Origin of the sequence: Paenibacillus ihbetae, from assembly GCF_002741055.1 — a bacterium.
Classification (GTDB): Bacteria; Bacillota; Bacilli; order Paenibacillales; family Paenibacillaceae; genus Paenibacillus_AQ; species Paenibacillus_AQ ihbetae.
The window spans coordinates 4,705,457-4,719,210 of sequence record NZ_CP016809.1; the positions used below are offsets into that span (position 1 = coordinate 4,705,457).

Here is a 13,754-nt window from a genome sequence, read left to right on the forward strand (position 1 = left end):
TTCTCCTTTTAAAAGCCCATCAAATATTGACAGTATTGAACAAGGCGGACGGCCGATGGCCTTACCTTGGAAGTGGCGCTCAACGGAGCGTTCTCGCTTTTGGATGGCTTGGAATTGACCTCCAGCAGCCAAATATGCCCTTTCGTATCGATCGCCAGATCGATGCCCAGCTCTCCGAAGTGATAGGAGAGCGCCGACTCTAATCCGTTGGCGATGTCAAGCGCCGCCTGGTTCATCCTCGCCGGTGCGGTCTGCTTCAATGATTGTGGAATGCCGCTCATCGCGAGGGCATCCTTAACGGGGGATAAAGTGCCGCCCCGCGCCAGGTTGGAGACAAAATGATTGCCGCCCGCTATGCGTGCGACGACGGAAGTGACCGCCCATTTCCCGTTTTTGTTTTTGTGGACGAGTGCCCGGAAATCGACGTTGCGGCGATTGATTCGGATCAAATCCAGCCCCTGCTGGATCTGGTAACGCGTTTTTTTAATTTTCCCGGATAAGCTGCCGAACAGCTTGGAGAGCGAGGGGTAGGAGTGCTTACTGATCCCGTCAAGGGAGGTGGTCATCGTCTGATAGGTACCGTTCCCTAAGCGCGTGATCCGAATAATTCCTTTGCCAAGGCTTCCCCGAACCGGTTTGAGGAAGACAGTGTGATAAGCGCCGCACATTTTTTTGAGCGTGGAGTAGCCGTTAAGCAAATAGGATTCAGGCAAATATTTTTGCAGCTTCGGATCAGGTCCAAGCGCCTCGAAGACATCCGATTTATCCAGAAACTTTTCATTGAAGATATGGGTCCCGAATCGCGATTTTACTTCTCTCATAAAATGCTGTACGCTAGGACTGTTCTCCAGTTTGCGGGTAGACAGCCGGTTATTGATGACGTCAGGAGCCGGAACGGTTACCTTTTTCCAGCCTTCATGATAAGAAATGGCTTCGAGCGTGGAAGGGTTGGTACCGATCATGTCAGGGGTGAAAAAGTACACATAAGCGCCCAGCTTTTTGCAGGCGTTTACCATCTCCAGGCAGAAGGAAGAGATCGATCCGAACGGCTTGGCGGGATCATCCGGCTGATAGCGGCTGACCATGACGCCGATAAGCGGACCGAGTCTCAGGATTCTTTCCGTGGGGAAGTACTTGACACTCATGAAGGAGCTTGGAAGAAGTCCGGATTTGCTGAATAACGATGGGTTCAGGCGAAGCGATTTGGATTTTCCTCCCGGACTGACGCGTATTTCCTGCTTGAAGGAGCCGAAAGCAAGCTGTATCGGTGCATCTGTTGGAATTCGGAGCTGTCTAATAAGCCGGTCCCCCAGCTTGATATCGTTCTCCGGCAGCCCGGCTGAATGGATCAGCGATATCGTGGTTCTTTTGCGGGACATGGATTTCGATTTGGACATCTTGGATCTCCTTCCGACAAACAACTGGATGTCTAGGTGAACAGACGAAGACTTCATCTGATCGTTGCATGTAATGCATCATATGAGGACATATATCCCTTGGTGATTGTACTGCTCGTGAAAAAGGAGTGTAGGAAATGCCGAACTGGCTGTTTATTTTGGTGAATGTGGGGGTCGCTGCTTTCGTCGGCGGCATCACGAACCACTTTGCGATCAAAATGCTGTTCCACCCGCGCAAAGAGGTCACCTTCCTGGGCCGCCGCCTGCCCTTCACCCCGGGACTGATTCCGAAGCGGAAGGAGGAAATCGCCGAATCGCTAGGATATGTGGTCTCGGATTATCTCGTGACCAGCGAAGGCTTGCAGGAATTTATCCGCAAGCCGGCGTTCCGCGGCAAGGTTGAGGGGGCGATCAACCGTAAGCTTCAGGAATGGAGCGGCTCGGAGGACAGCATTCAGGAATTGGCGCTGAAGGTATGGAGCGCCGAGGAATGGGAGCGGCTCAAGCTTCGGGCGGAGGAGGCAGCGCGCCGACTGACGGCCAGGGGAGCGGCTGCGATCTGGCAGGAGTACAGGCTGCATGAGAAGCCGCTCAAGGCGCTGATTCCCGGCTGGTCGCAGGAAACATTGGAAGGCTGGGGCGAGAAGGCGGCGGATATCGTGCTGAAGGAGCTCGGGAGCACGCTGATGTCAGCCGAAGGCCAGCGCATGCTGACAAAAATGGCATCAACCTTAATGGATAAAGCCGGCGGGTTCCTCGGCACCATGGCGGCGATCTTCGTGGATGAGGAGAAGATGGTTCAGAAGCTAACGCCCATGCTCATTCAACAGCTGGAGAGCGAGCAGGTCCGCGGAGCGGTGGCGGACATGATCGCAAGGAAGCTGGCGGAATACGGTGAAATGCCGCTTGGCGAGCTGATCGAACAGGCAGCAGGCGAGCCCGGCTTAGCTTTGATCAGCCGAAGACTGGATGAAAGCCTGCCTTGGTCCGAATGGCTCGAGCGACTGGGGCAGCTGCGCGTGGCTGCGATCATCGGCCCGCAAATGCCGGCGATTGAAGCAGTGCTGCCGGGCTTGTTGGATAAAGTTCTCCGCTTGCTCGAACGGAGCATACCGGTCGCGATGAAGGCGGTGAATCTGCCGCAGCTCGTTCAAGAGCAGGTGCAGAAATTTCCCGTCGAACGGCTGGAGCAGGTCATACTCAGCGTATCCGGGCGGGAATTCCGGGCCATCACTTGGCTGGGGGTCCTCCTTGGCGGGTTCATCGGGTTGTTTCAATCGCTGCTGACGATGCTCTGGAGGTAAGGAATCGGCAAGTAAGCAATGCGAAATCTTAGGGCGGTGAATAACCGCCATATATATTTGGAGGGAATCGAACATGAATATTTATGATAAAGCGCATGATCTGGCAAAAGCGATGAAGGAAAGCCAGGAGGTCCAGGAGATTACGGCAGCGATGAAGCTGGTCGAGGCCGACCCTGACAGCAAGCGGATGCTGGATGATTTCCGCCAGCGGCAGATGGAGATTCAGCAGCGCATGATGTCCGGTGATATGCCGTCACAGGAGGAAATGGAGAAGATGGAGAAGTCGTTCGAGGTGCTGAGCTTGAATCTGAACATCCGCCGCCTTTTCGATGCGGAGCGGCGCCTGAGCATCATCATCGAGGATGTTAACAAGATCATTTCGGACAGCCTGGCGCATTTGTACGCACCGGGTCAAGCCTGAGCCGATCTATTTTTGCGAATCCCCGAAAAAAACGGAAAACTTGTCTCATAATTCGCAGCTTCTCCTCATAGAGTAGAAATATAGATTTCAAGAGTAGAGGAGCTGCGAATCGTCCATGAAAAAGAAGAGAAACAAATTCAAGCACACGGCGTACCTGCTGATAGCACTCGGCATGCTTGTATACGCCCTTCCCAGCATTTCGTTCTCCGGAGGGTTCTCATGGGTATCTCTGTTCGGCGCGGTTTGGGCCGGGTTCGCCCTGCTTGTCATCGCCTCGCATTTGTATTATCTGATCGGGGTAGATGAAGCGAAGCAGAAGGCGCTCGACGAGATCCGCAAGGAAAAGATGCGGCAGTGGGAGCTGAAATGGCCGGAGGAGCAAAAGGGCCAGGAAGCGAATTAAGCTGCAGCCGCGGGCAGGCTGGCGAGGACTTACCGGTCTTTGAGGGCTGCCGAAGACGGCCATTGTACAAAATATGGAAAAACTCCCCAGCACGGTTTGCGATGCATTTTGCATGCTTAACTTTAGCGGGGGAGTTTTTTTGTGTATTGCGAAGCGTTCGCCGAGATGATATGTATCCTCAACACATGCGAACATGTCAAAACGCCACACACGCAACGAGGCTGTCGTCTTGTTAACGTCCCCCTCTGCATTGACAAGGAGGCCGTCCCGGTTCGGAATGCCGCGAAAAAATGGAGGGCATCGTTCCCGGCTGCATGAAAACCTGGGCCGGAAATCGCGCGGCAAGCCTTGCGACAGGTTAATTCCACCTAGTTATGTTTGGGCTGCTCCCGTGATATAATAGATACAGTATGGTACAGGTAGGGACTAGGGGGTATAACAGTTGAACACACGTGATGATACGATTACCAAGCATGAGCAGCTGGTTCAACATATTGAAAGCCTGAAGATCGGAAGTAAAATTTCCGTTCGGCGGCTGGCCAAAGAGATGGGCGTGAGCGAAGGGACCGCCTATCGGGCGGTGAAAGAGGCGGAAAGCCTTGGGATCGTGGTCACGAAGGAGAGAATCGGCACCGTGCGCGTCGAGCGCAAGCCCCGGAACATTTCCGAACAGCTGACCTTCGCCGATGTGGTGGAAATCGTGGAAGGGCACGTCCTCGGCGGCGCAGAGGGCCTGAACAAAAGTCTGCATAAATACGTGATCGGCGCCATGAAGGTAGAGGCGATGATCCGGTATATCGATGCCGGGAGCCTGATGATTGTCGGCAACCGGGAGGATGCACACTCCCTTGCACTGGAGCAGGGGGCAGGGGTGCTGATTACCGGCGGGTTCGGAACGAGCCGTGAGGTCAAGCAGCTCGCCGATCAGCTGGACCTGCCGATTATTTCCTCCCGGCATGATACGTTTACCGTTGCCTCAATGATCAATCGCGCCATTTTCGACCGGTTAATCAAGAAAAAAATCATGCTGGTTGAAGACATCGCCCTGGAGAAGCCGAGAAACCATCAGCTGAAAAACTCGGTGACCGTGCAGGAGTTTAAACGGATCACGCAGGAAACGGGCCAAAACCGCTTTCCGGTTACGGATGAGTGGAACCGGGTCATCGGCATCGTGGGCGTTCGGGACGTCGAAGGCATGGCGGACACGCATCCGATTGAGAAGGCAATGACGCGGAATCCGGTAACCGCGGGCATGAAAACATCGCTTGCATCGGCAGCGCAGATCATGATGTGGGAAGGCATCGATTTTCTGCCGATCGTGGACAAAAACCGCAAGCTGATCGCCACGGTCACCCGCAAGGAGGTGCTCGGCGCGCTCCGTGATGCGCGCAACCAGCCCCAGCTTGGCGAGACGTTCGATCAGCTGATCTGGAACGGCATTGCGGAGGACCGGGACGAGGAAGGACGTCTGTTCTTCCACGGTTTCATTACGCCCCAGATGGCGACGGACTTGGGTACGATTTCGCAAGGGGTGTTGACGACGGTAATGAGCCAGGCTGCCGTCAAGGCAGCTAAAGATATCAGCGGCTGGGATTACGTCCTGGATCATCTGTCCACGTATTTCCTCCGGCCGGTCCAGATCGAGGATCCGATTCTGATTATGCCGAAGCTGCTGGAGATCAGCCGCAAAACGTGCAAGATGGAGGTTGAAATCCAGCACCAGTCCAGCACGATTGCCAAGGCGGTCATGACGATGCAGGCGATCGATCACGGATAGGATATTGGATCATGGATAGGAAAGCACGGATAAGAAAGCTATAGGATCGCGGGGCAGGAAAGGCTAATAATCCGGCTGCGTACAGAAACGGAACATTCGGAAGATCGGAAGCAGCAAAAAGGGCATCTCACAGGTTATATCAACCTTGCGGATGCCCTTATTGCTGTACAGGCAGGCCCTAGATGAACTCTATGCCCGGGCTGCATTGAAATTTGCCGGGCCACTCCGGCCATCAGCCTTCGGCGCGTGCTTTCTTCAATCTGCTGTAATAGGACCGGCTTCGAATACCGGCAAAAAGATTAAAGGCGCCGAGCACCATAAATGCCGCTTCGACGATGACGGCAGGCGTCGATCCCCTGAACAGAAACATGCACACGAGCGACAGCGAGACGAGCATAATGCCCATATACAGATTCATCATGGCCATATGGAAGCCGCGGTCGGCCGGATCGGCAACGCGCCGGGCCCGGATGCTGTACAGCGCGGCGGCGATAACGGACAGCACCAGGATGATGAACAAGGCATAACGGATTACGGTTATCATGGAAAAGCTCCTTTGGTTCACAACATGTCCGCCTGGAAGCAGCATGTCGATCCGATTCAATCTTGGTAACGATATTGTATCATGATCCGGTCGACTTTGCATCCACGGGGGTGACGGTAAACCAGATCTGAAGCACGCCATCCACGACGAGCATCGTTCGGATCTGAACCTTGTAGTCCTTCTCCCTGACGGTGTAAATCTTGTCATTGAGCAGGGAGCGGGTAAGCTTGCTGTCCGTGTCGATATCGAAGACGCTGCGTCCGCGAAGCACCGCGAGATCCTCTGACATCAGCTTGACGATCTCTTTCGAAATGAGGGGATCGAGCGGCGCGCTGATATTCTCTTCGCTTCGGATTTTAATTTCCCGAACGACGGTGGTCTGCTTGTTGTACTTTTTTAACGTCGCGATGTCATCCTCGTATTGGGTGATCTGAAGCTGCTGGGCCAGATTCGTCTCCCACAGCTTATTGTAGGCTGCATGATACAGGGAGTTGTAGACGATGCTGCCGACGATCATCCCCAGCACGAAGATGGAAGCGGCCTGATAGAAAGGGCGGAATCGGTGGGGAGGAGGCACTCGCATAGGCTAACCCTTGTTCGAGCACACCCATTTGACCAGCTCGCTGCCCATATGTGCTCCGAGAAATGCAAAGCAAAGATATAGAATCTGCTTGATCGCAGGCGAAAGATTGCCTCCGAGCATGTTGCTCTCAATAACCCGCATCGGATCGATGGTGCCCCCGATGGCCGCGGCCAACGCCCATATTTTGATCCGGTCGGCGATCTCCATCATCGTATGGGTCGGGGGCTGTAGGGACAGGACGGCACCTATGCCTCCTACCATGGCTCCTCCCAGCACGATGCCGAAGGCTATGAAAAAGTCAAGAATCGCCTTGGATAAAAACACGCCCATACTCGCTATCCCCTTTCTTCTCATGGCGGTGCTGCCTGACTTGCGACTGCCTGTCCGCAGGCGCTCTAGTTTCATTATATGGGCGGGCCTTGTGGGATTATGATAAAATGATATAAGGACTTTTTTTAATAAACATGACTGGTGTTCGATTGATATAAATGAACCGGCGAAAGGAAGGCGTTACGATGAGCTCTTTCGTGCATTTGCACGTGCATAGTGAATACAGTTTGCTCGATGGAGCGGCACGTATCGGCGACCTGGTGCGGGAAGCTGCGGCGCTCGGCATGAAATCGCTGGCGCTGACGGATCATGGCGTCATGTACGGCGCGATTCCGTTCTATAAAGCTTGTCTGGCCCACGGCATCAAGCCGATCATCGGCTGCGAGGCATACATCACGGCAGGCTCCCGCAAAGAGCGGGGAAGCCGGAAGGATCAGCCGATCTATCACCTGATTCTGCTGGCCAAGAACGATACCGGGTACCGCAATCTGATGAAGCTGTGCTCGATCGGCCATCTGGAGGGCTATCATTACAGACCGCGGATCGATATGGAAGCGCTGGCGGCCCATCATGAAGGCATCATCTGTCTGAGCGCTTGCCTGGGCGGAGAAGTGCCGCAGCATTTGCTGCACGGGCGGGAAGCGGAGGCCAGGGCGGCCGCGCTGCGCTACCAGGCCATTTTCGGAGACGATTTCTATCTGGAGCTCCAAGACCACGGGCTGCCGGAGCAGAAGCGCGTCAATCCGCAGCTGATCGCGCTCAGCCGCGAAACGGGCATTCCGCTTGCGGCGACAAACGATGTTCACTATCTGACGCAGGCCGATGCCGAGGTACAGGATGTGCTGATCTGCATCGGCACAGGCAAGACGGTGGAGGATGAGGACCGGCTGCGGATTCCGACAAGCCAGCTGTATTTGAAGGACGGCAGCGAAATGGAGCGGCTGTTCCCGCATGTGCCCGAAGCGATTGCCAATACGGCCCGGATTGCGGATCAATGCAGCCTTGAGCTGGAATTCGGAAAATCCATTTTGCCGGAATACCGTTCCCTTCCCGAAGGGACAAGCTCGGCCGAATATTTAAAGCAGCTGTGCGAGAACGGACTCCGGGACCGGTACGAGAACACCGAACGCTGGCACTCCCCGGAGCTTAAGGAGCAGCTGGAGCAGCGCCTCAGCTATGAGCTGGACGTGATCGAAAGAATGGGCTTCAGCGATTATTTCCTGATCGTGTGGGATTTCATCGCGTATGCGCATCGCCAAGGCATCGCGGTCGGACCCGGAAGGGGCTCCTCCGCGGGCAGCCTTGTCGCTTATACGCTCCGGATCACGAACGTCGATCCGATAAAGTATAAGCTGTTGTTCGAACGGTTTCTCAATCCCGAGCGGGTCACGATGCCGGATATCGATATCGACTTCAGCGACGAGCGCCGGGATGAAGTCATCGATTATGTGGTGAACAAATACGGCCGGGAGCATGTCGCCCAGATCATTACGTTCGGGACGATGGCCGCGCGTGCGGCTGTACGCGATGTGGGGCGCGCACTCAATGTGCCGTTCGGCGACGTGGATAAAGCGGCCAAGCTGATCCCGAATCATCTGGGCATCAGCATCGCCAAAGCGATGGAGCAGAGTCCGCAGCTGAAGGAGCAATACGAGACGAGACCGAAGGTGCGCGAGCTGATCGACATGGCGATGAAGGTCGAGGGAATGCCGCGCCATGCCTCTACGCATGCGGCCGGCGTCGTCATTTCCCGCGATCCGCTCACCGATGCCGTTCCGCTTCAGGAGGGCAGCGAGCGGACCGCGCTGACGCAGTATTCCATGGAGCATCTGGAAAGCGTCGGCCTGCTCAAGATGGATTTTCTCGGCCTGCGCACCCTCTCCATTATAGAACGGACGCTGAAGTGGATCCGGGAGCATCAGGAGGAGGCGCTGGACCTGACGCAGGTGCCGGACGACGATCCGCTTACGTACGAGATGCTCGGCAAAGGCGAGACAACGGGCGTGTTCCAGCTGGAGTCAGCCGGCATGCGCCGGGTCTTGAAGGAGCTGAAGCCTTCGGTCTTCGAGGATATCGTGTCCGTAAACGCCTTGTACCGTCCGGGTCCGATGGAGTTCATTCCGAAATACATCCAGGCCAAGCACGGCCGCATCGAGGTGGAGTATCCGCATCCGGATCTGATTCCGATCCTCGGCGATACGTACGGGATTATCGTCTATCAGGAACAGATCATGCAGATTGCCTCAAGCATGGCGGGCTTTACGCTCGGGGAAGCGGATTTGCTACGCCGGGCCGTATCGAAGAAGAAACGCGAGGTGCTGGACCGGGAGCGGAGCCATTTCGTCGCAGGCAGCCTCAAGATGGGATATGGCGAGGAGGACGCCAACCGCGTGTACGACATGATCGTGCGCTTCGCGGATTACGGCTTTCCTCGCGCGCATGCGGCGGCGTACGGCGTGCTCGCTTTTCAGACGGCCTATCTGAAGGCGCACTACCCGGTTCAATTCATGGCTTCGATGCTGACGGCCGTCATGGGCAGCCACCGGAAGGTAGCCGAATACGTGCTCGAAGCGCGGCGGATGGGCATCGAGGTTCTGCCGCCGGATGTCAATGAGAGCGGGACCTATTTCACGCCGGTGCCGGTGCCGGTTCCCGCAGAATCGGCGGGTGCAGAGCTCGGGCCGGAATCGGCGGAGCCATCCGCAGGCAGCATCCGCTTCGGGCTGGCCGCGATTAAGAACGTCGGCACCCAGGCGGTGGAGAATATTGCGGCCATCCGCAAAGACAAGCCGTTCGAGAGCCTGCTGGATTTCTGCCGCCGCGTCGATCTGCGCGTATGCAATAAGCGCGTGATCGAATCGCTTATTCAAGCCGGAGCGTTCGATTCCCTGCCGGGCCACCGCTCCCAGCTCGTCGCGATGCTTGACGAAACCGTGGAAGCGGCCGTCAAGTGGCGCAAGGAACGCGATGACCTGCAGATTCAGCTGTTCGACTTCGTCGAGACGCCGAACTGGGAGATCGAATATCCCGACATCGCTCCATATTCTCAAGGCCAGCAGCTTGAATTCGAGCGGGAGCTTCTCGGGATGTATCTGTCGGGGCATCCGCTCGACGGATTCGACGAGATTCTGGAGGAGACCGGAGCGGACCGGCTGATGGAGCTGCACGAAGCGCAGGATGAATCGATAGCAGCCGTAGCCGGCATGGTGGTCTCCCTGAAGACCATCACGACGAAGCAAGGGAAGGCGATGGCCTTCATGGAGTGCGAGGATCAGATCGAGCGCTGCGAAGTGGTGCTGTTCCCGGAAGTGTGGAAGCGAAGCGCGCACCTGATCGAGAAGGGGGCCCTGCTGGCCATCCGCGCCAAGGTGCAGCTGCAGGACGAGGGCTTCAAGCTGCTTGCCGAAGAGGTGGCGCCGCTTGAAGCCGGGACGCTACAGCAGCTGGTGCAGCGCAGCAAGGTCCGCGCGGCAGGCGGCGGGCGGAGCCGTCCGCAGCCGGCCTCCGGCGGCGGCATGCCCCGGCGGGAAGCCGCCGCCGAGCCGCCTGCAGCGGAAGCGCCGAGCCGCCGGCCAGGCGACGCTGCCGCCGGGCGAGCTCCGCAGCAGGGGGCTGGCGCATCACCGGCGCAGGCGAAATCCCGCGCTGCCGCGGAGCGAGCTGCCCGCCCGGACCGGCTGAATCCTCCAAGACCCGAGCAGCGGGTCTTCATCAAGATCAGCCGGGAGGCCGAGAAGCCGGAGCTGCTGGTGAAGCTGAAGGAGCTGCTGCAGCGGCATCCGGGGGACATGCCGACCGTGCTGTTCTACGAGCGGAGCCAGAAGGTGCTCGCCCTGAGCGACGCGTACCGGATTAACCTCTCCGATGAGCTGCATACCCAAATGGTAAGCATGCTGGGCGAAGATACCGTAAAGGTTCGGTGAGCCTGAAAAAATATGAACGTTTCATATCCCTCCCGCATACAATTAGGACACTACAGCAAAGTGGCCGAGTACTTTCAAACAGTGGATCCGGGCACGGAATTTGCTCATCCGTCTAAGGAACTATCGGCTGATCGTAAGCGGGAGGGATTATTATGTCAGTGGACTTGGCAGAGAGCATGCTCAGCCGCAGGGGCGTCAGCATTACCGCCATTGCGGATATCGTATTTCAGCTGCAGCAGCGGTATCATCCGGGATTAACGCTGGAACAGTGCGAGGACAGCGTCCGCGCCGTTCTTGGCAAGAGAGAAGTGCAGTATACGCTGTTTACGGGGATTGCACTCGATGAATTGGCGGAGAGAAAGCTGCTGCCGCAGCCTCTGCAATCGATCATGGAGAACGACGAGCCGCTGTACGGGGTCGACGAAACGATGGCGCTCGGAGTGACCAGCATTTATGGAATGATCGGCTTGACAAGTTTCGGATATTTGGATAAAGAAAAAATTGGCGTTATTGAAATATTGAATGAAAAAATGGATGGAATTCATGTATTTCTCGACGATTTGGTGGCAGGCATCGCTGCCGCGGCGTCTTCGCGGATCGCCCATAACAATCCGGATGCGGCAAGCTATTCCGCGGGTTCTGACGAATGACCGCGAGCCCTGTCGTTTAAGGGCCGGCGACCGGTCAGGCCGCTTTTCAGCCCCCTGCTCTCTTTGTTGAGGTAAAAACTGAAGTATGTTATCATTATCCATTATATCGGCTCAGGATATGCCTGTGGAACGAGATTAGGGGGATCTGAAAGGCATGTGGACGGTTATCTATATTGCGCCAACTGCGAAGGTGGCGGAAATGATCCAAACCAGGCTGACGGAAGAAGGTTTTTTGGTTAAAAGCCGTCCTGTGAATTTATCCAAACAGCAGTTTGAAATATTGGTACCCTCCGGAGAGCTTGAGGAAGTACAGGAAGTGTTGAATTCGATATTGCACCCGTAGGAAATATGGGCTACATAGCGAAGCAAGTGTACGGATCGGCGAAGTATCTACGGCGGCCATTCAAATTTAGGGCTGAAGAGGTGTAGTTGTGTTCAAAGACTTATTTCAGAAAAAAAGGAAATACGCAACGATCCCATCGGAGCGACTTGGGACGGCAGGGCAGCCTCAGGAAGGCGAACGCCCGAAACGTGAAATTCCGGAAGGCTTGATGAACAAATGTGCCAAGTGCGGCACGATTCAATACAGTAAAGAGCTTGAGAAGAATTTGAAGGTGTGTCAGGAATGCGGCCATCATATGCGTCTGAATGCGTTTGAGCGGATCAGCATGACGCTGGATGAGACAGGCTTCGAGGAATTCGACGCCGATATGATATCCGTGGACCCGCTGAAATTTCCGGGATATGCGGCCAAGCTGGAGCAGCAGAAGATGAAATCCGGTCTTCGTGACGCCGTCGTTACCGGCCAGGGAACCATTCTGGGACAGCCAGTCGTGGTGGCCGTGATGAGCTTTGATTTTTTCACGGGCAGCATGGGATCGGTCGTAGGGGAGAAGATTACCCGCGCGATCGAGATCGCAGCGGACAAGCGTCTGCCTCTGATCATCTTCTCCACGTCCGGCGGAGCCCGGATGCAGGAGAGCATTCTGAGCTTAATGCAGATGGCCAAGACGAGTGCAGCGCTTGCCAGATTCAATGAGCAGGGCGGACTGTATATTTCCGTCATTACGGATCCGACCACCGGCGGCGTCTCCGCAAGCTTTGCAACCCTTGGCGATATCAATATCGCTGAACCGGGAGCCGTATTCGGCTTTGCCGGCCGGATCGTTATCGAACAGACCATTCGCCAGAAGCTGCCGGATGATTTCCAGACGGCCGAATTCAATTTGGCGCATGGTCAGCTTGACATGGTTATTCATCGGAAAGACATGCGTTCCATGCTGGGTAAGCTGCTGGAGATGCATGCTGTGAAAGGGGGATTCTAATGTCAGGCGCACTGCCTTTTGAAACGCCTCTTGCAGAAATGCGCAAGAAGATCGAAGAATTGAAACAATTCGGTCAGGAAAAAGGGATCGATTTCACGGATGAAATCGCCCGTCTTGAAGAACGATATAGCCAATTGGAGGAAGAAATTTATTCCTCGATTTCCCCGTCACAAAAAATGCATCTGGCCCGCCATCAGCAGCGGCCGACATCGCTTGATTTGATCCAGCTGATCTTTACGGATTTCATCGAGCTGCACGGCGATCGGCTGTACGGAGACGATCTGGCGGTCGTGGGCGGACTGGCGAAGCTGAACGGCGTGCCGGTTACGGTGCTCGGCCAGCAGCGGGGCAAGGATACGAAGGACAATATCGCCCGCTTCTTCGGAAGTCCGCATCCGGAAGGCTTCCGCAAAGCGCTGCGGCTCATGCAGCAGGCGAACAAGTTCAATCGTCCGATTATCACTTTCATTGATACGAAAGGTGCATATCCGGGTAATACAGCTGAAGAGAGAGGCCAGTCCGAGGCGATTGCCCGCAATCTGCGGGAAATGTCGACATTCGGCGTGCCTATTGTTTGTGTGGTCATCGGCGAAGGTGGAAGCGGCGGTGCTCTTGCGATGGCCGTAGGCAACCGTGTCCTCATGCTCGAGCATGCGATCTACTCCGTAATCTCGCCGAACGGCGCCGCTTCGATCCTGTGGAAGGACGCTTCCAAGGCGGACCAGGCGGCCGAGGCGATGAAGATTACGGCACAGGACCTGCTGGAGATGGAAGTGATTGAAGAGATCATTCCGGAGCCTAGGGGCGGTGCCCACCGCAATTACGAGGAGACGGCCAGCGCGATCCAAAGCGCCCTGATCCGGCATTTGACCGAGCTGTCCGCGATGGATGCTTGCGAATTGAAAGAAGACCGGTACCGGAAGTTCCGTAAAATCGGCGAATTCGAATTTGCAAAAGCGGAGCAGCAGGACGCCATCATGTAAATGTTTGCAAGTTTGACGATATGACAAAGTTCCTATACAAACGAAGCTTTTTGTAGTAAATTTAGTTGTTGGAAAAAGAGATATAGAGAACCTTGAAAAACGGAGGAAACCCAA

At 55.7% G+C, this 13,754-nt stretch carries 13 protein-coding genes; 9 read left to right on the plus strand and 4 right to left on the minus strand.

Annotated elements, in window-relative coordinates:
* Window positions 1–8: 8 nt before the first annotated feature.
* The gene (locus BBD41_RS21150; protein WP_099478643.1) at window positions 9–1,397 is read right to left on the minus strand and encodes a YheC/YheD family endospore coat-associated protein; all 1,389 of its coding nucleotides are present in this window, start codon (window positions 1,395–1,397) and stop codon (window positions 9–11) included.
* Window positions 1,398–1,534: 137 nt separating this feature from the next.
* Here BBD41_RS21150 and BBD41_RS21155 point away from each other — a divergent pair, with 137 nt between their 5' ends.
* From BBD41_RS21155 to BBD41_RS21170, 4 genes are all read left to right on the plus strand, one after another.
* The gene (locus BBD41_RS21155) at window positions 1,535–2,701 is read left to right on the plus strand and encodes a DUF445 domain-containing protein (RefSeq protein WP_099478644.1); all 1,167 of its coding nucleotides are present in this window, start codon (window positions 1,535–1,537) and stop codon (window positions 2,699–2,701) included.
* A gap of 73 nt (window positions 2,702–2,774) precedes the next feature.
* On the plus strand, window positions 2,775–3,122 hold the full coding sequence (locus BBD41_RS21160) for a YlbF/YmcA family competence regulator (RefSeq protein ID WP_077567757.1): 348 nt from the start codon (window positions 2,775–2,777) through the stop codon (window positions 3,120–3,122).
* Window positions 3,123–3,237: 115 nt separating this feature from the next.
* Window positions 3,238–3,525 carry a hypothetical protein gene (locus BBD41_RS21165; protein WP_007127393.1) on the plus strand — a complete coding sequence of 96 codons (288 nt, stop codon included), beginning with the start codon at window positions 3,238–3,240 and terminating at the stop codon, window positions 3,523–3,525.
* Between the two features lie 442 nt (window positions 3,526–3,967).
* Complete coding sequence (locus BBD41_RS21170; protein ID WP_099478645.1) at window positions 3,968–5,302, plus strand: DRTGG domain-containing protein; 1,335 nt, start codon at window positions 3,968–3,970, stop codon at window positions 5,300–5,302.
* Window positions 5,303–5,534: 232 nt separating this feature from the next.
* Here BBD41_RS21170 and BBD41_RS21175 read toward each other — a convergent pair whose 3' ends face one another.
* The 3 genes from BBD41_RS21175 to BBD41_RS21185 all read right to left on the minus strand — a co-directional run bounded on the left by BBD41_RS21175 (window position 5,535) and on the right by BBD41_RS21185 (window position 6,759).
* Entirely contained in the window at window positions 5,535–5,846 is a 312-nt protein-coding gene (locus BBD41_RS21175) for a YtpI family protein (RefSeq protein WP_077567755.1), read from the minus strand.
* A 79-nt stretch (window positions 5,847–5,925) separates the two neighbouring features.
* Window positions 5,926–6,429, minus strand: a complete 504-nt coding sequence (locus BBD41_RS21180; RefSeq protein ID WP_077567754.1) for a sporulation membrane protein YtrI — start codon at window positions 6,427–6,429, stop codon at window positions 5,926–5,928.
* Window positions 6,430–6,432: 3 nt separating this feature from the next.
* Window positions 6,433–6,759, minus strand: a complete 327-nt coding sequence (locus BBD41_RS21185) for a YtrH family sporulation protein (protein WP_007127397.1) — start codon at window positions 6,757–6,759, stop codon at window positions 6,433–6,435.
* A gap of 185 nt (window positions 6,760–6,944) precedes the next feature.
* On the opposite strand from BBD41_RS21185, the gene BBD41_RS21190 reads away from it, so the two are divergent.
* The 5 genes from BBD41_RS21190 to BBD41_RS21210 all read left to right on the plus strand — a co-directional run bounded on the left by BBD41_RS21190 (window position 6,945) and on the right by BBD41_RS21210 (window position 13,640).
* The gene (locus BBD41_RS21190) at window positions 6,945–10,682 is read left to right on the plus strand and encodes a DNA polymerase III subunit alpha (protein WP_099478646.1); all 3,738 of its coding nucleotides are present in this window, start codon (window positions 6,945–6,947) and stop codon (window positions 10,680–10,682) included.
* 152 nt (window positions 10,683–10,834) lie between these two features.
* A complete protein-coding gene (locus BBD41_RS21195) occupies window positions 10,835–11,332 on the plus strand; it encodes a phosphatidylglycerophosphatase A family protein (RefSeq protein WP_077567752.1) in 498 nt (165 codons plus the stop codon).
* 154 nt (window positions 11,333–11,486) lie between these two features.
* The gene (locus BBD41_RS21200; protein WP_007127400.1) at window positions 11,487–11,675 is read left to right on the plus strand and encodes a hypothetical protein; all 189 of its coding nucleotides are present in this window, start codon (window positions 11,487–11,489) and stop codon (window positions 11,673–11,675) included.
* 88 nt (window positions 11,676–11,763) lie between these two features.
* Entirely contained in the window at window positions 11,764–12,657 is an 894-nt protein-coding gene (gene accD / locus BBD41_RS21205) for an acetyl-CoA carboxylase, carboxyltransferase subunit beta (protein WP_099478647.1), read from the plus strand.
* Window positions 12,657–13,640, plus strand: coding sequence for an acetyl-CoA carboxylase carboxyltransferase subunit alpha (locus tag BBD41_RS21210; RefSeq protein ID WP_099478648.1), 984 nt, complete (start codon window positions 12,657–12,659; stop codon window positions 13,638–13,640). The genes accD and BBD41_RS21210 overlap by 1 nt, the downstream gene beginning before the upstream one ends.
* The last annotated feature ends 114 nt before the right edge of the window (window positions 13,641–13,754 follow it).